The 20,595-nt window shown below is 30.0% G+C and carries 18 protein-coding genes and 1 tRNA gene; 14 read left to right on the top strand and 5 right to left on the bottom strand.

The genetic code is table 11. From position 1 onward, the window contains the following. Nucleotides 1-5: 5 nt before the first annotated feature. Nucleotides 6-584: a cob(I)yrinic acid a,c-diamide adenosyltransferase gene (locus B0A78_RS08750; protein WP_014164608.1), complete on the top strand. Its 579-nt coding sequence runs from the start codon at nucleotides 6-8 to the stop codon at nucleotides 582-584. A 263-nt stretch (nucleotides 585-847) separates the two neighbouring features. Here the strand turns inward: B0A78_RS08750 and cobN are convergent, their stop codons facing one another. Both cobN and cobW read right to left on the bottom strand, forming a co-directional pair. Beyond that, entirely contained in the window at nucleotides 848-4,582 is a 3,735-nt protein-coding gene (gene cobN / locus B0A78_RS08745) for a cobaltochelatase subunit CobN (RefSeq protein ID WP_097609588.1), read from the bottom strand. A gap of 64 nt (nucleotides 4,583-4,646) precedes the next feature. Beyond that, nucleotides 4,647-5,684, bottom strand: a complete 1,038-nt coding sequence (gene cobW / locus B0A78_RS08740) for a cobalamin biosynthesis protein CobW (RefSeq protein ID WP_014164606.1) — start codon at nucleotides 5,682-5,684, stop codon at nucleotides 4,647-4,649. Between the two features lie 506 nt (nucleotides 5,685-6,190). Here cobW and B0A78_RS08735 point away from each other — a divergent pair. The 10 genes from B0A78_RS08735 (at nucleotide 6,191) to B0A78_RS08695 (ending at nucleotide 12,715) form a co-directional block, all read left to right on the top strand. Further along, nucleotides 6,191-6,748 (top strand): DUF6642 family protein, encoded by a 558-nt coding sequence (locus B0A78_RS08735; RefSeq protein WP_097609587.1) that lies wholly within the window; start codon nucleotides 6,191-6,193, stop codon nucleotides 6,746-6,748. A gap of 320 nt (nucleotides 6,749-7,068) precedes the next feature. After that, nucleotides 7,069-7,773, top strand: a complete 705-nt coding sequence (locus B0A78_RS08730) for a MotA/TolQ/ExbB proton channel family protein (protein ID WP_014164604.1) — start codon at nucleotides 7,069-7,071, stop codon at nucleotides 7,771-7,773. A 2-nt stretch (nucleotides 7,774-7,775) separates the two neighbouring features. Then, nucleotides 7,776-8,165, top strand: coding sequence for an ExbD/TolR family protein (locus B0A78_RS08725; protein WP_014164603.1), 390 nt, complete (start codon nucleotides 7,776-7,778; stop codon nucleotides 8,163-8,165). Nucleotide 8,166: 1 nt separating this feature from the next. Further along, the gene (locus B0A78_RS08720) at nucleotides 8,167-8,934 is read left to right on the top strand and encodes an energy transducer TonB (RefSeq protein ID WP_065213581.1); all 768 of its coding nucleotides are present in this window, start codon (nucleotides 8,167-8,169) and stop codon (nucleotides 8,932-8,934) included. A gap of 14 nt (nucleotides 8,935-8,948) precedes the next feature. Continuing rightward, nucleotides 8,949-10,166, top strand: a complete 1,218-nt coding sequence (locus B0A78_RS08715) for a bifunctional folylpolyglutamate synthase/dihydrofolate synthase (protein ID WP_041253164.1) — start codon at nucleotides 8,949-8,951, stop codon at nucleotides 10,164-10,166. 85 nt (nucleotides 10,167-10,251) lie between these two features. Then, nucleotides 10,252-10,326, top strand: a tRNA-Val gene (locus B0A78_RS08710). A 343-nt stretch (nucleotides 10,327-10,669) separates the two neighbouring features. Continuing rightward, on the top strand, nucleotides 10,670-11,053 hold the full coding sequence (locus B0A78_RS15135) for an IS1/IS1595 family N-terminal zinc-binding domain-containing protein (RefSeq protein ID WP_435528306.1): 384 nt from the start codon (nucleotides 10,670-10,672) through the stop codon (nucleotides 11,051-11,053). 144 nt (nucleotides 11,054-11,197) lie between these two features. Continuing rightward, complete coding sequence (locus B0A78_RS14480; RefSeq protein ID WP_158649149.1) at nucleotides 11,198-11,530, top strand: hypothetical protein; 333 nt, start codon at nucleotides 11,198-11,200, stop codon at nucleotides 11,528-11,530. 18 nt (nucleotides 11,531-11,548) lie between these two features. Beyond that, nucleotides 11,549-11,788: a transposase gene (locus B0A78_RS08700; protein ID WP_014164599.1), complete on the top strand. Its 240-nt coding sequence runs from the start codon at nucleotides 11,549-11,551 to the stop codon at nucleotides 11,786-11,788. A 63-nt stretch (nucleotides 11,789-11,851) separates the two neighbouring features. After that, nucleotides 11,852-12,715: an IS3 family transposase gene (locus B0A78_RS08695; protein WP_097609586.1), complete on the top strand. Its 864-nt coding sequence runs from the start codon at nucleotides 11,852-11,854 to the stop codon at nucleotides 12,713-12,715. Between the two features lie 300 nt (nucleotides 12,716-13,015). Here the strand turns inward: B0A78_RS08695 and B0A78_RS08690 are convergent, their stop codons facing one another. From B0A78_RS08690 to B0A78_RS08680, 3 genes are all read right to left on the bottom strand, one after another. Beyond that, the gene (locus tag B0A78_RS08690) at nucleotides 13,016-13,906 is read right to left on the bottom strand and encodes a Ppx/GppA phosphatase family protein (protein WP_014164597.1); all 891 of its coding nucleotides are present in this window, start codon (nucleotides 13,904-13,906) and stop codon (nucleotides 13,016-13,018) included. A gap of 10 nt (nucleotides 13,907-13,916) precedes the next feature. Continuing rightward, nucleotides 13,917-16,031, bottom strand: a complete 2,115-nt coding sequence (ppk1, locus tag B0A78_RS08685) for a polyphosphate kinase 1 (protein WP_014164596.1) — start codon at nucleotides 16,029-16,031, stop codon at nucleotides 13,917-13,919. 317 nt (nucleotides 16,032-16,348) lie between these two features. Continuing rightward, nucleotides 16,349-17,134, bottom strand: coding sequence for a TrmH family RNA methyltransferase (locus B0A78_RS08680; protein ID WP_097609585.1), 786 nt, complete (start codon nucleotides 17,132-17,134; stop codon nucleotides 16,349-16,351). A 107-nt stretch (nucleotides 17,135-17,241) separates the two neighbouring features. On the opposite strand from B0A78_RS08680, the gene B0A78_RS08675 reads away from it, so the two are divergent. The 3 genes from B0A78_RS08675 to B0A78_RS08665 all read left to right on the top strand — a co-directional run. Next, entirely contained in the window at nucleotides 17,242-18,189 is a 948-nt protein-coding gene (locus B0A78_RS08675; RefSeq protein WP_065213583.1) for a FemAB family protein, read from the top strand. Nucleotides 18,190-18,217: 28 nt separating this feature from the next. Then, nucleotides 18,218-19,330 carry a DegT/DnrJ/EryC1/StrS family aminotransferase gene (locus B0A78_RS08670; protein WP_014164593.1) on the top strand — a complete coding sequence of 371 codons (1,113 nt, stop codon included), beginning with the start codon at nucleotides 18,218-18,220 and terminating at the stop codon, nucleotides 19,328-19,330. A 94-nt stretch (nucleotides 19,331-19,424) separates the two neighbouring features. Next, nucleotides 19,425-20,595: oligosaccharide flippase family protein (locus B0A78_RS08665; protein ID WP_097609584.1), on the top strand; the 1,171-nt coding region annotated here is incomplete at its 3' end.

Raw genomic sequence — 20,595 nt, 5'->3', positions numbered from 1 at the left:
AAAAGATGAAGATATATACTAAAAAAGGAGATACAGGTAAAACAGGATTATTTGGTGGAAGTCGTGTTTATAAAGATGATGTTCGTGTAGATTGTTATGGAACATTAGATGAAGTAAATTCTACAATAGGATTATTACGTGCCAAATTAGGAGTTACACACGAATGGCAAATTAATTTGCATAAAATTCAGAAGGACATGATGGACATGATGTCTCATTTAGCACGTCCATCTGACTGTAAAAAAGTCAATCCTAATCCAAAACCAGAAGATGGACCCTCTTTTTGTGAAGCATGGATTGATGAATTAGAAGCAGCAATGACTACTAAATCGGATTATTTTTTACTTCCTGGTGGAAATGAAATTTCAGCTCTATGCCATGTAGTGCGTACACAAATACGTCGTGGCGAACGATTATTAGTAAGTTTAATGAAAGAAGATGAGGTAGATGATTATATTCCGGCTTATATCAATAGACTTTCTGATTTATTTTTTATTCTAGGGCGTGCAGAAATGGACAAAGCGGGAGTAGCAGAAGAAAAGTGGCAGTTATTCTTATATAAAAGAAAAAAACAACCTGAATAAAATAAATAAGATTATTATAGTGAAACTGCTAAAAAAGGATCCTGTTTATTTGGTTTTTTTAGTGGGGGCATTGGGAGTATTTAAAAAGTTAGAATTTAGCCTTTCGTTTGTTACTTCCAAAGGAGAGCGGTCACATAATCTAATTCAAAAAGATATAATGTTTTACATTTGAATTACATTGCGTGACTCGCTTTGTGAGATTTACTTTGGCTGTTCAATTCGTTTTTTAAGAGTTTCTAAAATTAAACCTTCAGAAAAAAATCTTATTCTGTATCTATAAAAAGATGTTGTAGTTTTTCAAGCGTTTCCGGTTTGGGATCTTTCCACATACCTCGTTGAATAGCTTCTAACATTCGTTCAGTCATATCTTTTAGAGCCCATGGATTTGCTTTTTCTATAAATTCTTTATTTTCGGGATTAAATAAATATTCTTGTGTAATTCCTTCGTACATGAAATCGTCAATCATATCAGTAGTAGCATCATAGGCAAAGAGATAGTCCATTGTTGCAGCCATTTCAAAAGCACCTTTATAACCATGTCGTTTTACACCTTCAATCCATTTTGGATTTATGACACGTGAACGATATACTTTTAGTAATTCTTCTTTAAGCGTTTTGACTTTTGGATTATCAGGACGCGAATGATCTCCAAAATAGACCTTTGGTTGCTTGCCACTAATTGTTTGTACGGCATTAGTCAAACCACCTTGAAACTGATAATAATCATCAGAATCTAAAAGGTCATGTTCTCTATTATCTTGATTGTGCATTACAATTTGAATATCAGATAAGCGTTGTTCAAAAACTTCATGAGCTGATTCTCCTATTCTGTCGCTACCATAAGCATAACCGCTCCATTGCATATATACTTTTGCCAAATCTTCTTTAGTTTGCCAGTTTTTTTCATCAATAACAGCTTGTAATCCTGCTCCGTATGCCCCAGGTTTAGATCCAAACACACGAAATAAGGCTCTTTTATGAGCTTTATCATGAGTAATTCCTTTTGTTATCCACTCTTCTTTTTCTTTTAAAAAACGTTTTCTAATAGGATTTATTTCAGGATCTTCATCTAAGTGTGCTAGTCGTTCAACGGCCTTATTAAATAACGAAATTACATCAGGAAAGGCATCTCTAAAAAAGCCAGAAATACGAAGTATTACATCTACTCTTGGTCGTTTGAGTATCAAAGGTGAAATAATTTCGAAATCAATAACTCTTCTGTTAGCTCCTTCCCAAATAGGTTTAACCCCCATTAAAGAAAAGGCTTGTGCAATATCATCTCCTCCTGTTCGCATGGTAGAAGTTCCCCAAACCGAGAGTCCTATTGTTTCTGGATATTCCCCGTTTTCTTGGAGGTAGCGTTCAATAATTAAATGGGCACTTTTTACGCCTAATGTATACGCTGTTGGTGAAGGAATGGTACGTACATCTACTGAATAAAAATTTCTACCAGTGGGCAATACGTCTAAACGGCCTCTTGTAGGAGCTCCTGAGCTTCCAGAAGGAACGTATTTGCCATTTAATCCTGTTATTAAATTAGTAATTTCATTAGTCGTTTGTTGAATTTTAGGATAGGTAGTATTAATTATAAATTGAAGGACTTCATCAAAATGTAAATATCCTGTTTTTTTTCTATCTAATAAAAATTGCGATAGATAAGTACGTGAAATTAATTCTAGTTGTTCTATAGCATCTCCAATAGTTCTGCAATGTACTTGATGAATTTCTTTTTTAAAAGAATCCGCATAATTGCATTCTAAAGGATTAAAATCTAATTCTAAATCAATAGCTAAAGCTTGGGTTATACCTTTTGTTGTTCCTGAAGGCAAACGATGTAGGGCAATAAGCAAATCTAACAATTGATTATTTTTAGGAACTTCCCCAAAAATATGTAAACCATCTCTAATTTGTGCTTCTTTTAAATCACATAAATAGCCATCTAGTTTTACTAATAATTGATCTATGTCATCTACAGAAGTTTTTAAGTCAGTGTCTAAATGTGCTTCTTGAACTAAAGCTTTAATTTGCTTTTTTAGTAATGCAGTACGTTTATTATCCAGTGTAAAAGCTTCGTAATATTCATCTATAAGATGTTCTAATCTTGTTAAAACGCCATAATTTTCAGCACGTGTCATAGGAGGAATGAGATGATCTAAAATTACAGCTTGGTTTCTTCGTTTGGCTTGTGTTCCTTCGCCAGGATCATTAACAATAAAGGGATAAAAATGAGGAATAGCTTCTAATAACAGTCTTGGATAACAACTTTCTTTACTCAAGGCAATACTTTTGCCTGGTAACCATTCTAAGTTTCCATGTTTCCCAACGTGTACAATAGCATCTGCTTGAAAAATATGATTTACCCAAAAATAATATGCTAAATAATTATACGTTGGAGGTAAATCAGGTGAATGATAAATGGCTTTTTCATCTTGATTATAGCCTCTTGCAGGTTGAATACTCACAAAAATAGTTCCTAATAAAAAACCTGCAATAGCAAACTGTCCATTACTACAAAATGGAGAATCCTCTGGTTTTCCCCATTGTTTTTCAAGTTGTGTTTTAAAATAGGGGGAAAGAGATTCGTATTTTTTATAAAAATCTTCTAATTTTAATGAAACCTGAAACGGACGAGCTTGTGTGGTATCTATATCATTCGTTATATAGTGTGTAATCAATTGAATTAATTCGTTACTCGAATTAGGAATAAAGTTACCTAAATCATATCCATTTTCTTTAAGAGCTTGTATAATTCTTACCATGCTTTCTGGCGTGTCAAGTCCAACCCCGTTAGCCAAACGACTGTCTTTATTGGGATAATTAGGCATGATTAGAGCCACTTTTTTTTCTGAATTTATTATATTTTGTAATTTATACCAACGAATTGCAAAATCCACTACAAAATCGACTCCCTCTGGATGTGTTTCATATTTCAAAATATCTGAATCAGTAATAGCATCTTTACCTAAAGGGGTTTTAAAAGAAATAGCTGTAGTAATGATTCGCCCATCTAATTCAGGTAATGCAGCATTTATGGCTACATCAGTAGGAGGTAAGCCAAATAAATTATTGTCCCAAATAGTTTTAGTACAAGAAGCAAAAATGGCTTGAATAACAGGTATGTTTAATTTTTGAAAAATAAAGCCATTGTCATTTTCTGTTACGTTTTTTATTGAAAAACTAGTGGTGTTAATAATCGAACTTAACTGACAATTTTTAGATTGAGTTAGTAATTCATATAATTCATCAGTTGTATTTTTGTCTCTTAGATTATTAACAAAAGCAATAATCGGGAATATGTTTTTTTGTTGTAATTGTTTATAAATAGCATAGACAGGCTCTAAATTATCGGCTAAATAATGTGATTTATAGACTAAGATTATGGTGTTAAATACACAATTAGAAGCTTGCTCTTTAGTTAATATACCTGTTTTTAAATCGTACAAAAATAAATCAGGTATACGTTGAGGTTCTTTATAAACCAATTCTTTTGCTCCAAAAAAATGATGAAAAAGAAAACGTAATAGTTCTATTAAATTGTTTTTTCCTCCAGCACAAAAATACTTCCAAACTAAATCTGAAATGGAGAAATCAATATTTGATAGGTTCATTAATTCAATATCAGGTACATCATAACCGGACAAAAAAAGAATAGGAATGTTTTTTTTTCGACATTCTAATTCAAGTGATTCTATTAAATAAGGATAATAACTAACACCTCCTAATAGTCTACATATTACAAGTTTTGATTCTCCTACTACTTCTTCAACATATTTGTCTATTGTTAACTCTTGTTTTAAATAAGTAAGATTAGTCATTCGTAAAGAAGGGAGTCCCTGTTTATTAAGACTCTGCATACATTCCTTATAAGCAGTATTTAAAGAATGTATTTCCGTATCTGCAGCAGATAAAAAAAGAATATCGCCTTTGGATTGTTCTATATAAAAAACGCCGTCCTCATTAGGATTCCAGCCGCCAGGAATGGTAGGTATTAAGTGCATTTGTAGTATTCAAAATTAAAAAATGGATAATTAATTCGAGTTAATTATCCATTCAAATATACTTTTAATTTAATCTTTCATTTATAATTTGTTGCAAATTTTTATGTTTTAATTCATCTCCAATGATAACTAGACTTGTCGTTCGGGGTTCGTTTTCTTTCCATTTACGATCAAAATAGCTTTCAAAACGAGTAGAAACGCCTTGCAAAACCATGCGCATAGATTTTTCGGGTACATTTATAAAACCTTTAATTCTATAAATTTCATACTCTTTGATGATTTCTTTTAAAGTATTAATTAAAGTTTCTGGTGTATGATTTGCCGTAATTTTTACAACCACAGAATCAATATGATCATCGTGGTCATGTTCGTGGCCATGAGCATGATCTTCTTCGTGGTGTGAGTGTCGGCTTTCTAAATCATTTTCTGCTTGTGCACCCACTCCTAGTAAAATATCAGAGGATATTACGCCTTTATTAGCACTTACTATTTTTACATTGGGTCTAATTTTGTTTGTAATGATAGATTGTACTTCTTCAAATTGCGTTTGATCTAGCAAATCTTTTTTAGTCATTACAATTAAATCTGCACATGATAACTGATCTTCAAATAATTCTTCAATTGGCGTTTCATGATCTAATGAATCATCTGCTAGACGTTGAGCATCAACTCTAGCACGATCGCAAATTTCGCCCGTTGCTTGTCCTACAGCGTCAACCACAGTTACTACGGCATCTACCGTAATTTGTGGTTTTAATTCAGGCCAATTAAAAGCATGTAAAAGAGGTTTGGGTAAAGCAAGTCCTGATGTTTCAATTAGTATATGATCTATCGAATCTTTTCGTTCCATTAGTTCTAACATAACAGGTAAAAATTCGTCTTGTACAGTACAACAAACACAACCGTTATTTAGTTCTAAAATGTCTTCTTCAAAACTGCAACATGATTTTAGTAATTCGCCATCTATTCCCATTTCACCAAATTCATTTACAATAACGGCCAATCGTTTTCCATTATTATTTTCTAATAAGTTGCGAATAATTGTAGTTTTTCCTGATCCTAGGAACCCCGTTATTATCGTTACAGGAATTTTATTTGTCATAATAGCTTTATTTTTTTATTGGTTAAAAATAGTATATCTGTAAGAAAAAAGTAAAAATAGTTGAAGTTATTTTTATTTTATCCCAGATTATGCCTTAGCCTTTGTGATGAAAACTATAAAGGGAAAAGAAGATAAAAATATATGGAAATTTTTTCAAAGATTGTAGTGTTATCACATTGAGTATAAAAGAGGGACCCTCTTTTATACTCAATGGCATTTTATCTCTAATAAATTTATAATACGTAATCTGAGGTTAAGAGTAAAAGAATAGATAATAAGGGCATAAAAAATAAACTTTTATCTTTAGGATAAGACTAATAAAAGCAAAAAATAACAATCCCTTTTTCATCTAATTATAACTTCAGGGAATGAAACAAAAATAAATGGATGTAAATTCTTTCAACTATTTTACGATTTAGATAACTTTGCGTTTTTTATAAAAAAATTAAAACTTAAAAAAATCAATTCTTGGAATACGTTTTAAAAAACACATAGAATTAAGAAAGATGCCAGAAAATCACCACATCTATTGTTTAGAATCAGTTGCAGATGTAACAGAAGAAAGACCAAGTGTTATTTTAACTTCATTAGAAAATTTAGCTTTTCAATACAAAATAACAAATATTTATAAAACTTTTGATTGTATAGAAGGATTTGAAGAAAGTATTAGCACCTTACTATACGAAGATAGATTTTTTAAAAATTACTCCATTATTTATTTAGTAATCCAAGGGAAAAGAAATGCTCTTCAAATTGATAATTATTATTACAGTTTTGAGGAAATAGCTGAGTTTTTTGAAGGGAAACTAAAGGGCAAAATCATCCATTTTGCAAATACTTTTCCTTTAGATTTAGAAGAAGAAACTTTTCAATACTTTTTAGATACTACAGGAGCCAAAGCTCTTTCAGGATATATTAATCGTGTGCCGATATTAAGTACCATGTTAGATAATTTATATTTTTCACTCAGTGAGGAAATAGATGATGTGGTTGATTTGACAGAGACTCTGTTTGAAAAACAATATTCTCTTTGTCAATCGTTAGGTTTTAGAATGTATTATTGAACCCATCTGAAGTAAATCCAGTAAAAAAAGTTCTTAAAATGTTGAAGAGTATCATAATTATATGATGTATAAAAAATAACTGAATACGATACAAAATAAAAGGTATTAAAATTTAAATCTACTTTTAAAATAAAGTTATTTAAAATACACATTATGAGTATTTTATAGAACATCTATTAAATATTTTCTAAAAGATAATTAAGCTTATTTTGCGTTCTTATAAATAGAGTCTTTAGAATCATTTTTAACTTTAAATCAAAATTCTACTATATTTACCAAACAATTATTTCAAAATAAAACCGTTTAAAATAAAAAAGGATATGAGTTTATTTCTTCAAGTGGATTCACTTGCCACAAATGTTAATCAAGCTAATGAAGGAAATGTGCCAGTAGAAAAAACTTTGTCTATATGGGCGTTATTAACTTCAGGAGGATTGGTTGGTCAAATGATCATGTTGTCTTTATTTATCATGTTGTTTTTTGCATTGTATTTGTATTTTGAACGACTTATGGCTATTAATAAAGCTTCTAAAATAGACGATAAGTTTATGTTACTAATAAAAGATCATATTGGGAATGGTAAATTAGATGCTGCAAAATTATTATGTATAGCAACTGATTCTCCAGTGGCTCGATTGATTGAAAAAGGCATTTCAAGAATTGGTAATCGCCTAGAAGATATTAATACCGCTATAGAAAATGCTGGAAAATTAGAAGTCTATAAATTAGAAAAAAACGTAAGTATGTTAGCAACACTTTCAGGAGCAGGTCCCATGACAGGTTTTTTAGGAACAGTTGTAGGAATGGTGATGGCTTTCCATAAAATGGCAAGTGGAGGCGGACAGATAGAAGTAGGTATGCTAGCAGAGGGTATTTATACCGCTATGATGACAACGGTTGTTGGTTTGATAGTAGGCTTAATAGCTTATGTAGGATATAATCATTTAGTTGTAAAAACAGATAAAGTCGTACATCAAATGGAATTAAACGCAGTTGAGTTTTTAGATTTATTAAATGAACGATAGATATGAACTTACGAGGAAGAAATAAAGTTTCAGCAGAATTTAATATGTCATCTATGACAGATATTGTTTTCTTATTGTTGATATTCTTTATGTTAACATCTACTATGGTTACTACAAATGCTTTGGACTTGGTTTTGCCAAAAGCAAAAGGAAAGACGGATAACAACAAAAGTATATCAGTAAGTATAGATAAAAATAAAAAGTATTATATAAACGAGCAAACGGTTGCTGAAAATGAGATTGAAACTAAATTGTTAACAATTCTTGGTAAAGAAAACCAATCACTCATACTTCGGGTAGCCGAAGGAGTACCTATAGAAAAAGCGGTTTATGTTATGGATATAGCCAATCGTAATCATATAAAAATTGTTTTAGCTGTAAGACCTAAATAATATGTTATTTTTAGAAACACCAGAAGAAAAAAAATCATTTGCCATTACTACGGCAATTTTTGCTATTTTACTCTTTTTGTTTCTGTTTTTTGGATTGACCTATATAGATCCTCCTCCTGAAAATGGAATAACAATTAATTTTGGAACAACCCAATTAGGGCAGGGGCAAATACAGCCTGAAAAAAGGGTAGCCTCTTCGCCTCAACCTAAGATAGAAAAATCAACTCCTATAAATCAACAAGAAGAGGTTTTAAATGATGATTCAAGTAATTCTCTGGTTATAAAAAACAAGGGAGTTAAACAAATGCCTGAGAATAAAGAAGAATCTAAAAAACCTAGTAGATCTACAGATGATGCTTTGTCAAGTTTGATTAATGGTCCTAAAGTAACAGGTGCTAATGGAAGTCATGGCAATGATGAAGTGCCTGGAGATAAAGGCGATCCAAATGGAAATAGATATGCTAATTCATTCTATGGTTCAGGTACTGGAATGGGAGGATCAGGTTGGGGATTAAAAGGAAGAACCCTTGCTTCTAAATCACGAAAAGTACAAGATTGTAATGAAACAGGAAGGGTAGTTGTACAGGTTACTGTAAATAGAAGCGGTCAGGTAGTAGTTGCTAATTATATAAAAGGAACAACAAATACACATCCTTGTTTAGTTAACCCAGCTTTAGAAGCAGCAAGAGCATTTAAATGGCATGCTGATCAACAAGCACCTGAAAAACAAATAGGTTTTATAGTTTTTAATTTTGACGTGGGGCAATAGTTCTCCAATTTTTTATGACATATCAAGAAACGATTCAGTGGATGTTTGCACAGCTTCCTATGTATCAACAACAAGGGGCTACTGCTTATAAAAAGGATTTGACAAACACCATATTGCTAACAGCTCATTTAGGAAATCCTGAACACAAAATTAAAACCATTCATGTAGCAGGAACTAATGGTAAAGGATCAACCTCTTCTATGTTAGCATCAATTTTACAAGAAGCAGGTTATAAAGTAGGGTTATACACTTCTCCTCATTTAAAAGATTATAGAGAACGGATTCGAATAAATGGTAATTTGATATCCGAAGAATATGTGGTAGAATTTATTAAAACAAATAAATCTTTTTTAGAGCAACATCATTTGAGCTTTTTTGAAATGACAGTTGGTTTAGCTTTCCAATATTTTGCCGATCATAAGGTGGATGTTGCCATTATAGAAGTAGGTTTAGGCGGTCGATTAGACTCTACTAACATAATTATCCCTTTGGTTTCTATTATAACTAATATAGGTTGGGATCATACACAGTTTTTAGGAAATACTTTGGTTTCTATAGCTTTAGAAAAAGCGGGGATTATAAAAAAGGGGGTACCCGTAGTAATAGGGGAATATTTACCAGAAACCCAAGTTGTTTTTTTAGATAAAGCAAAAGAGACACATTCAGATATTTATTTTGCTTCAGATCGAATGTTTAAAGAATATACTTGTACCTTATTAGGAGATTATCAAAAACACAACAAAAAAACAGTTTTACAAACGATTGAAATTCTCCAAAAGTATTTTAGTATTACAGAAGAACAGTTAGAAAAAGGATTATTAAATGTAGTCCAAAATACAGGCTTATTAGGACGTTGGCAGCAGTTGGATTCGTCTCCTAAAATTATTTGCGATACAGCTCATAATAGTCATGGTTTAAAAATTGTACTGAATCAGATTCAGAATGAAACCTATAATCAATTGTTTTTTGTTTTAGGAGTAGTTAATGATAAAGATTTAGACGATATTTTACCTCTTTTTCCTAAAGAAGCATATTATATTTTTACAAAGCCTAGTGTACCACGTGGTTTGGAAGCGGAAAAATTAAAAAAGATAGCTGAGTCTTATGGCTTAGTGCGTAATGAGATAGTTTGTTCTGTTTCAGAATCTTATAAACGTGTTAAGGAATTAGCAAACCCTAAAGATTTTGTTTATATAGGAGGGAGTACGTTTGTAGTAGCAGAAATTGTATAATTTTCTTTATTTTTTTATTGTTTTACAAAAAAACTATCTTATATTTGCACCCACAATAACGGAGGGTATACTTCTTAAATTTATCGGGCGATTAGCTCAGCTGGTTCAGAGCACCTCGTTTACACCGAGGGGGTCAGGGGTTCGAATCCCTTATCGCCCACAGAAGTCAAAAGACAATCTCTAATTTGGGTTGATTAGCCTATTTATTTTCTATATTAAAGGTATTCCACCATATCCTTTTTTAATAAGCAAAATGTTTTTTGATTATTTTTAAAACCTAATAAAACTTGTAATAGATTAAGTTTAAAAGTTGTGTTTACTTAGATAAAAACCGATTTTCTTAAAGGCGGTAAAAAGAATAAAATCCATCGGATTTCGAATAAACTTACTCGTTATAAAATCTAGGTTTAATAGTCAAAAATAGTTGGTAAAATAGCAGTTAGGCATTATAAAATATGAAGTTTCGAAGAGTTTATTGAAACGAATTTCAATAAACTTTTTTTATTTATGAAAAACTCAAAAAAAAGCGATGTCCAACTTGTAAAAGTCTAGAAACTATAAAATGGGGAATTCAACAAAACAAACAACGATTTAAGTGTAAGTATTGTGGACAATTATTTACTAGTAGCAATAAATCTGTTTCAGATTCTAATAAAGAAATTTGGTTTAAAAATTGGATAATTGGCAAAGATACTTTTAACAAAATTTCACAAGAATCAGGATATAGTATAAGTACTTTACAAGGCTACTTCTATACGATGCTAAACAAATCTCCTGTGTTAGAGTTTAGTTCAGCTGATGAGATTTACTTAGTTCTAGGTGGTACTTATTTTCCAAACGATATTTGTTTAGTTGTATATAGAAACTTTCATTTAAAGCTAACATAACTTTACAGAATAAGCAATGGAGAACATTTTGAGGAAATAGCCGAAGACTTACAGAATCTATTAAAGCTTGGGATAACAATAAAAAGTATTACTTCTGATGGTGATAAATCTTCCATAAAATCCATTAAAAAAGTTTGTCCAAAAGTGCCTTTTCAAAGATGTTTAGTTCATATATCACGAATGTGTAGAATATGGCTTACAGCAAATCCAAAACATAAATCTGGTTTTGAACTTAAACAAATTGCAGTTAAAATTCATTATATAAACACAGAGTACAAAAAGCAGTTATGGCTTATGGAGCTAATAAAATGGGAAGAAACTTATAGAGATTTTATTAATCAAAAATCATATAATCCCGAAACAGGAAGATATTGGTATACACACAAAATGGTTAAAAGATCATTTATGGTAATCAAAAAAGCTTTACCTAATATGTTTTGTAAGCTTCCCCAAAAACAGCTACGATTAAAAGTATAATTTTTTAATTTTAGCAATATGAAAAAAAGTAAATTTACTGAGACACAAATCATCAAAATTATCTCAGAACAAGACAAGGGCAAAACGGTCAATGAAATTTGCCGTGAATTTGGTATAAGTCAGCCCACTTTTTATCAATGGAAAAGTAAATATTCTGGCATTGAACCCAATCAGCTCAAACAATTAAAAGAGCTTGAAAAAGAATTGAGCCAGTATAAAAAATTGTTGCCGAACTCACTTTGCAAAACACCGTTTTAAAAGATGTAATCGAAAAAAAGCTTTAATGCCTAGCTTGTTATCTATGTTGGGAAGCGATTTAAAATGAGCTTTCGTCAGGCCTGTAAGCTGTTTCGTATAAGTACTTCTGTGTTTTATTATAAGTCCAAACGAAAAAATTGCGACCTTCAAATTTCCGAAGAGTTATTAAAATTGGCTGAATCTCATCGTACTTGGGGTTTTTGGATGATGTATAACCGATTGAGAAATTTAGATTATCTATGGAATCATAAACGAGTATACCGGATTTATACAGAAATGCGGCTAAATTTAAGATGTAAGCGTAAGAAAAGAATTCCCGCAAGAATAAAGGAGCCTTTACTCAGACCAATTCAACCTAATATCACATGGAGTATTGATTTTATGCAGGATACGCTACAAGATGGGAGGAAAATTCGTTCTCTTAATGTCATAGATGATTTTAATAGGGAAGCATTAATGGTTACTATCAACAACAGCTTGCCTGCTCAAAGGGTGATTAATGAATTAGACAATTTAATCCAATGGAGGGGTAAACCAGAGCGAATTCGAGTAGATAATGGTCCCGAATTTATTGCACAAAAGATGAAGGATTGGTGCCAAAATAATCAAATAGAATTAACCTATATTCAACTTGGAAAACCTACCCAAAACAGTTTGATTGAGCGTTTTAATAGAACATTTCGACAGGAAGTATTGGATTGTTATATGTTTGAATCAACCCGCCAAATGCAGAATTATGTAAACGCATGGATATGGATTTATAATAATGAAAGACCTCATTCTGGGCTGAATTATATGACGTCTATAGGGTTCTTGTTGAAATATGGGAAACTCAACTTTGAAACCGCCGAAGAGTTTCCCATATTTCAACAAGAGAAATTTAAAATTATTGATTGGAATTCTTTAGTTTTGAATGTAGCTAATTGAGGGAAGTTTACATAAAAAACAGAAAAAACTTTTTGAAATGGTATTTATACTATAAAAATCAAACTTAAAATAGGTTTTTTTAGCCATATCAATTACCGATAATTTAAAAGAGGATAGACTAAAAATCTATCCTCTTAACTATCTATGAATTATAAAACCTATTGCTGGTTGGTTGCTCCTCAGCAGAGCCAACTTCCTCTTGAATTTGACAGGGTAATATAAGCATTAAAAAATGGAAAATCACCAACTATTTTTGACCACATTACCAAAAACAATCACAACTCTTTTTGACGAATTACTTTATATTTTTTCGTAATACATTGCTTTAATAATACCATCTGAAAGACCTATTTTTGGAACGTAAATTTTATTTGCTTTACTCCATTTCATAGCATTTAAATAAATTCTAAGTGCATGTATGATTACATCTGCTCGATCTGTGTTTAATCCTAATTCTGCAATTCTTTCCTCATAGGATAATGAAGAAAGGTATTGGTACTGAGTATTTAAATAAATATAAGATAAAGGTTTGTCTTGTGGTTTACCTGATAATTTAAAAATTTTATTAATATTGCCTCCAGATCCAATTAAAGTGATTTCTTCATAGGGATCCGTAACATTTTTGATCCACTTTTCTATTTCTTCCCAGACCACATTATTTACCATTTCATTAAGTAATCGTACAGTTCCATTTTTAAATGATTTAGAAGCTATAATCTTACCTTGGCTAAACAAAGAAAATTCGGTACTTCCTCCTCCAACATCCACATATAAATAAGTTTGTTCTGTTTTTATAAATGAATGCAGATCAGAAGCAGCTATAATTGCGGCTTCTTTTTTGCCATCAATGATATCAATTTTAATTTCGGCTTTCTTTTTTATTAATTCTACTACTTCTTTGGCATTATAGGCTTCTCTCATAGCAGAAGTGGCACAAGCTTTATATTTTTCTACTTTATAAACGCCCATTAGTAGCTTGTAGGCTTTCATAGCATCTATCATCCGATTAATATTTTCCTGCGTAATTTCTCCTACTGTAAAAGCATCTTGTCCTAATCGAATGGGAACTCTAAATAAAGCACTTTTATTAAATTGAGTTTCTTTGCCATTTTGCTCTACTATATTTGTGATCAGCAATCTTACAGCATTGGATCCTATATCAATTGCTGCGTACTTTTTTATATTAATCATTTGGATTGACTTAAATTATTTCTTCTATAACTTCTATTTTATTTCTATAATACTGATAGGTTTCTAATTGTGCTCTAAAAATAGGATTATTTCCTTTTAATCTATATTTGTTATCTAGTTTTTCTGAGTGAAAACGTGCTTTTACATTACCTTTCCATCCTATATCAAAAGTATTTATCAATTCTTCTTTTATATCTTGATCATAAATAGGACATGAAACTTCCACACGTGCGTCTAAATTTCTAGTCATAAAATCGGCTGATGAAATAAAGACATCTGGATTGTTTTCGTTACAAAAAATATAAACTCTAGAATGTTCTAAATAAGCATCTACTATAGAAATTGCTTCTATATTTTCGCTCATTCCTTTAACACCAGGAATTAATGAGCAAATTCCTCTGATAATTAATTGAACTTTTACACCGGCTCTACTGGCATCATATAATTTATCTATCATTTTGTAATCTGATAAACTATTCATTTTAAGTTTTATATAAGCGGGTTTGCCTATTGATGCGTTAAGTATCTCACGATCAATTAATTTACAGAATTTAGATCTGCTATAATGAGGTGATAGGATTAGATGTTTATAGCGATGGACTTTATAATTAATTTGAAAGAATTCAAAGACTTTAACCATGTCTTTGAGTATTTTTTGATGCGCTGTAAAGAGTGTTACGTCAGTATATACTTTAGCACTGGATTCATTAAAATTACCTGTTGATATGATCCCATAGCGTTTTAATCGCCCTTTTTCATCAATTCGTTCTACATAACATATTTTACTATGAACTTTTAACCCTTTTACTCCAAAAATTAATTCTATGCCTTCAGTTTGCATTATTTCTGCATAAGAAATATTACTAGCTTCGTCAAACCGAGCTTGAAGTTCTATTTGAACAATTACTTTTTTACCATTTTTAGCAGCATTAATTAATGAACTTATGATTTGTGAATTTTTTGCTAAACGATATAAGGTAATTTTGATAGTTGTAACATACGGATCTAAAGCTGCTTCTCTAAGAAATCGTATGATATAAGAAAAAGACTGATAGGGAGCATTTATTAAATAATCTTTATGTTCAATTTGTTTTAGGATACTTCCTTCTAAGCTTAAACCTTTTACTGTTAATGGAGCATTTGCTTTGTATAGTAGATCAAATCGGCCTAGATTAGGAAAATCCATATAATCCCTACGATTATGATATCGTCCTCCTGGAATTAAACTATCTTTTGAATTTATTCCCATTTTATATAAGAAAAATTTCAAAGTATCTTTATCAATTGTTTGATCATAGACAAAGCGTACGGGTTCTCCTATTCTTCTATCTTTAACGCCTAGTGAAATTTTTTCTAAGAAACTTTTGTTTAAATCACTATCCAGCTCTAATTCAGCATCTCTAGTAATTTTGATCATGTGAGCACTGATGTTATCATAATCAAAAATGGTAAATATTTGATGAATATTATATCGTATTACATCATCTAACATAATGACATATTGTTTGTCATTATTGGAAGGTAAAACAACAAAACGATTAATTGTTTTAGGAATTTCAATTACGGCATATCTGACCTCTCTTTTTAATTTTATTTTTTGAAGCATAGAGGCTTCTTCTTTGGGTTTCATAACCATTTTAATGGCCAAATAGCCTGAAGTGTCTTTTAGTAAAGGAAATTCGTCTAAATCATTAAGTATAATCGTTACTAACTCAGGACTTACTTTTTGAATGAAGAAATTTCTAATAAACTTTTGTTGTTCTTTATTTATTTCTGTTTCATTAATGATAAAAATTCCTTCTTTTCCTAATTCTTTTTCAATAATACTGAGTATTCTAAGACTTTCTGATTGTTGTTCTATAACAGTATCTGTGATATCTTTGATTAGTTGTTGTAAAGATATTCCTCCTAAAATTTCTTCTCCTGTTTTTCCTTCTAAAGCCAATCTTCTGATAGCTGCATATCGAACTCTAAAAAATTCATCTAGATTATTTGAAAAAATCCCTAAAAATCGCAAACGATCTAATAAGGGAACCTTTTCATCAGCTGCTTCTTGTAGCACTCTAAAATTAAATGCTAACCAGCTTTTTTCTCTATCTATATATTTATTTTGATTATTTGGCATCTATGTAGTCTGTTTTTTGCAAATATTATATGGATCTATTCTAAAAATATCAGTCTTATTCCTTTTATAAACTTATAAAAGGAATAGAATTAGAATATTTTATATAATACCCTCAAATTTATTGACAAAATTTGTAATGACATCATGATCTCTAAAAAGAATTAATTGTTTAACACTATTTTTACATTAAATTTATATTTAAATAGAAATGATATAATAAATTCTAACAATATCAAATGACTTCAAATATTCTGTTATAACGTAAAAAGTTATTTTTTGTTTAAAATAGGAATAAAACTATTTTATATGTATTTTTATTATTTAAAATCGCGCTGTCTTTTAGCTTCAAAAATGAGAATGGCTGCTGCAACCGATACGTTCATGCTGTCTATAGCACCTTGCATAGGTATTATTATATTTTGAGTAGCTTGAGTTCGCCATGCTTCGCTTAGCCCTGTAGCCTCTGTACCTACTACTAGTGCTGTTGGTTTTGTGTAATCTTGTGTATGATAATTTGTTGAGTTTTGTAGTGTAGCAGCATAAAAACAAATATGATTGGTTTTTAGAAAGGCTATAATTTCATCAGTAGTACCAATAGCAATTTGATTGGTAAATAGGCATCCTACACTAGATCTAACAATATTCGGATTATAAAGATCACTTTTGGGATTTGCAATAATTACTGCATCCAGATTGGCTGCATCTGCTGTACGAAGTATAGCTCCAATATTGCCTGGTTTTTCAGGAGCTTCTGCAATTAGTATCAAGGGGTTTTTAGGCAGTTTTAAATTGGTTAATTCAAAAGATTTAGTTTTTGCAACAGCTATAATTCCTTCTGTAGTATCACGATAAGCTAATTTGTGGTATACTTCTTTTGAAATTTCAATGATTTGATTGCATTCAAATTTACTTAAATCAGACGTAGGGATTATTTCTGTACAAATTAAGATAGTTTCTATTTGATAACCCCCTTTTTTAGCTAATTCTACTTCACGTATTCCTTCAATTAAAAAAGTTTTTGTTTTCTTTCTTTCCCTTGCTTTTTCTTGTAGTAAACTTAATGATTTAATGTAAGGATTTTGAATTGAGCTAATTTGTTTCATTGTATTTTTAATAAGAAACCAAAATTATCTAAAAAAACTGAGATCTTAAAATTTGTATTAGCATATTAAAATGTGTATTTTTCGACTTTAATTTTTAAAATTCAAGTTTGTTTACAGCAGTACAATATAGTTCAAGCTATTATAGGATTTGGAATCAGTTTGTTGAAACATCTAAATGTGTTCCTTTTTTATTTCATCGTGATTATATGGAATATCATAAGGCGCGTTTTGAAGATTTTTCATTGATGCTTTTTGAAGACCAATTATTAGTAGCTATTCTACCAGGGAACAGAGTAGGCGATACCTTGTATTCACACCAAGGATTAACTTATGGAGGGTTTTATTTTTCTTCTAAGTTTACTGTAGAAAAAATAGAAATAATTATTCAAAAGAGTTTTGTCTTTTTACAAAAACGCGGTATAAAACAACTTGTTTTAAAACAAATCCCTAGTATATATCTAAAAGGAAACCAAGGAATTGATTATATATTATTTAATCGTTATAAAAGTTTTTTGTTCAAACGAGAAATGAGTTTAATTATTGATTACAAAGAAGAATTATTAATTTCAAAAAGTAAATTAAAACACTTTAATAAAATTGACAAGTTAGGTTTAAAAATACAAGAAGAATCTAATTTAACCTCTTTTTGGACAGAAGTTTTAGAACCTAGATTATTAGAACGTTATCAAACCAAACCAGTACATTCATTATTAGAAATTCAAAAACTAAAAAATCAGTTTCCTTCTAACATTAGACAATATTCTGTTTATTTTGAAAATAAAATTATAGCTGGAGTTACGCTTTTTATATCTAAAAAAGGTATTAAATCACAATATGGAGCTACAACCATATTAGGAGAAAAGTATAGAGCACTTGATTTTTTATTTATTAAACTCATTCAAAAATTTAAAGATTCCTTTCATTTTTTTGATATGGGTACAGTTAGTAACGATAGCTTTTTAGGCTATAACGTAGGTTTATTACAACAAAAAGTAGAGTTAGGCTGTTCAATTTATAATTTAGATACCTATACAATTGAAATAGAAAATAAATAAATTACCATAAAAATGGATCTGAATTGCTATGACTAATATAAAATTATACCCTGACTCTATGAATGTATCTTTTTTAGATTTAAAAAAGATTAATCAACCTTATGAAATACTTTTTCAAAATAAGTTACAAGAAGTATTGACATCAGGATGGTATATTTTAGGGAAAGAAGTAGCTCTTTTTGAAAAACAATTTGCTGATTATTGCCAATCTAATTATTGCGTTGGAGTGGCGAATGGATTGGATGCTATTACACTTACTTTTTTAGCATATCTAGAAAAAGGAAATTTAAAAAAGGGAGATGAAATTATAGTGCCTGCTAATACTTACATAGCTTCTATTTTAGGAATTATACAAGCTGGACTCACCCCTGTATTGGTTGAACCTAATTTAGATACCTATACTATAGATCCTTCTAAGATAGAAGAAAAAATAACATCTAAAACAAAAGGTATTTTAGTCGTTCATTTGTATGGCCAATTAGCCGATATGAATGCTATAATACCAATAGGACATAAATACGATTTAATATTAGTAGAAGATTGTGCACAAGCTCATGGATTAAAATTTAAAGGAAGTCATACCCGTACATTTAGTTTTTATCCAGGTAAAAATTTAGGTGCTTTAGGAGATGGAGGAGCTATTATTACAGATGATTCATTAATTGCAAGTATTATACAAAAATTAAGAAATTACGGCTCATCAAAAAAATATTATAATGATTTAATAGGAATTAATTCAAGATTAGATGAGCTACAAGCTGCTTTTTTAAATAGTAAACTTCCATTCTTAGATCAAGAGAATGAAAAAAGAAGAAAGATAGCTGATTACTATTTAAAAAACATTCGAAACCCTAGAATCTTTCTTCCTACAATTAAAACTTTAGATGAGCACGTATTTCATATTTTTGTTATAAGATGTAAACAACGGGATGAATTACAAAAATACTTAGACGCTAATGGAGTTCAAACACTTATTCATTATCCTGTTGCGCCACATAAACAAAAAGCAATGAAAGAATGGAATAATTTGAGTTTTCCTATTACAGAACAAATTCATGATGAAATACTTAGTTTACCAATGAGTCCTATAATGAATAAAGAAGAAGTAGATTATGTAATTAGGGTATTAAATGCTTTTTAAATTTTTTGTTTGTATTAAAAACAAAATCTATCTAGATCTATTTGTTAGTTTAAGGAGTATGAAGTAAGAAAAATACGTTTTAGATTATTATACTATGACAAAAGAAAACCCAAACATAAAGAGTTATAAAAAAAGCTTGACTAATACACTAAGTTTTGGATTTGTACAGCTTGTAAATATTATAATAGCTATATTTAAAGGTAAAATAATGGCTGTTTTTTTAGGGCCTTCAGGTATTGCGTTGAATAATCTTTTTAACTCTACTCTAAATATTATATCTACTTTTAGTTTATTGGGTTTAGAGTTAAGCGTAGTTCGAGAAATATCAGATACATTAGAAAATGATAATAAAAAAGAGTTAGAAAAAAGGACTAATGTTTCTGTTTTATTATTCCTATTTTCAGCTCTTTTAGGCACAGCATTAACAATTCTTTTTGCAAAACAATTAAGTTTATTCACATTTAATACCTCTGACCGTTACAAAGATTTTATCTTTTTATCTTTATTTGTATTCTTTACGATTTTAGGAAAAGGAATACAAACAATTTTTAAGTCCTTACAAATGATACAGGACATTATTGTTTCAAGTATATATATATCTATTGCTAGTTTTTTACTGTCAAGTTTGTTTTTTTATACCTACAAAGAGGAAGGAATTGTTTTTTCAATTGTAGGCTCAGCTTTTGTTAGTTTTATAATTTTACTTTTCTATTACATAAAAAATAAGATTAATATAAGTTTTAAACCAGATTATTCGGTTTTTTTATATACTAAAAAAATTATACAGCTGGGATTCGTTATTATTGTAGTTTCGCTTTTAGGATTAATAACAAATCAACTAATTAATATTTTTATAGAAAAAAGAGGCGGTTTACAAGATTTAGGATTGTATTCAGCGGCTATTTCATTAACAACCCAATATATCGGTTTTTTATTAACTGCATTAGCTACGGATTTTTTTCCTAGATTATCTATCATTTCTAAAGATAATGATAAGGTAAAACAATTGGTTAATGAACAAACCAATGTGGTGGTTTTATTAGTTTCTCCTTTATTAATTTTATTAATTATCGTAAGTCCCTTTTTAGTTGAATTATTTTTATCTAAACAATTTATAAACTCGATTTTCATAATTCGATTGATTTCTTTTGCAACTTTTTTTCAGTTGGTATCTTACTGTATGGGGTATATTTCTTTTGCTAAAAGCGATAAAATATTTTACTTTTTTTTTGAAGGGGTATATGGAAATTTAATAAAATTAATAC

This window comes from Flavobacterium columnare NBRC 100251 = ATCC 23463 (assembly GCF_002530675.1).
Lineage (GTDB): Bacteria > Bacteroidota > Bacteroidia > Flavobacteriales > Flavobacteriaceae > Flavobacterium > Flavobacterium columnare.
This window is presented reverse-complemented; position numbering and strand designations above follow the sequence as displayed.

Coding starts and splice junctions, on each gene's coding strand:
- B0A78_RS08750 (WP_014164608.1), top strand. CDS start 6: ATGAAGATATATACTAAAAAAGGAGATACAGGTAAAACAGGATTATTT.
- cobN (WP_097609588.1), bottom strand. CDS start 4,582: ATGCACTTAATACCTACCATTCCTGGCGGCTGGAATCCTAATGAGGAC.
- cobW (WP_014164606.1), bottom strand. CDS start 5,684: ATGACAAATAAAATTCCTGTAACGATAATAACGGGGTTCCTAGGATCA.
- B0A78_RS08735 (WP_097609587.1), top strand. CDS start 6,191: ATGCCAGAAAATCACCACATCTATTGTTTAGAATCAGTTGCAGATGTA.
- B0A78_RS08730 (WP_014164604.1), top strand. CDS start 7,069: ATGAGTTTATTTCTTCAAGTGGATTCACTTGCCACAAATGTTAATCAA.
- B0A78_RS08725 (WP_014164603.1), top strand. CDS start 7,776: ATGAACTTACGAGGAAGAAATAAAGTTTCAGCAGAATTTAATATGTCA.
- B0A78_RS08720 (WP_065213581.1), top strand. CDS start 8,167: ATGTTATTTTTAGAAACACCAGAAGAAAAAAAATCATTTGCCATTACT.
- B0A78_RS08715 (WP_041253164.1), top strand. CDS start 8,949: ATGACATATCAAGAAACGATTCAGTGGATGTTTGCACAGCTTCCTATG.
- B0A78_RS08700 (WP_014164599.1), top strand. CDS start 11,549: ATGAAAAAAAGTAAATTTACTGAGACACAAATCATCAAAATTATCTCA.
- B0A78_RS08695 (WP_097609586.1), top strand. CDS start 11,852: ATGAGCTTTCGTCAGGCCTGTAAGCTGTTTCGTATAAGTACTTCTGTG.
- B0A78_RS08690 (WP_014164597.1), bottom strand. CDS start 13,906: ATGATTAATATAAAAAAGTACGCAGCAATTGATATAGGATCCAATGCT.
- ppk1 (WP_014164596.1), bottom strand. CDS start 16,031: ATGCCAAATAATCAAAATAAATATATAGATAGAGAAAAAAGCTGGTTA.
- B0A78_RS08680 (WP_097609585.1), bottom strand. CDS start 17,134: ATGAAACAAATTAGCTCAATTCAAAATCCTTACATTAAATCATTAAGT.
- B0A78_RS08670 (WP_014164593.1), top strand. CDS start 18,218: ATGACTAATATAAAATTATACCCTGACTCTATGAATGTATCTTTTTTA.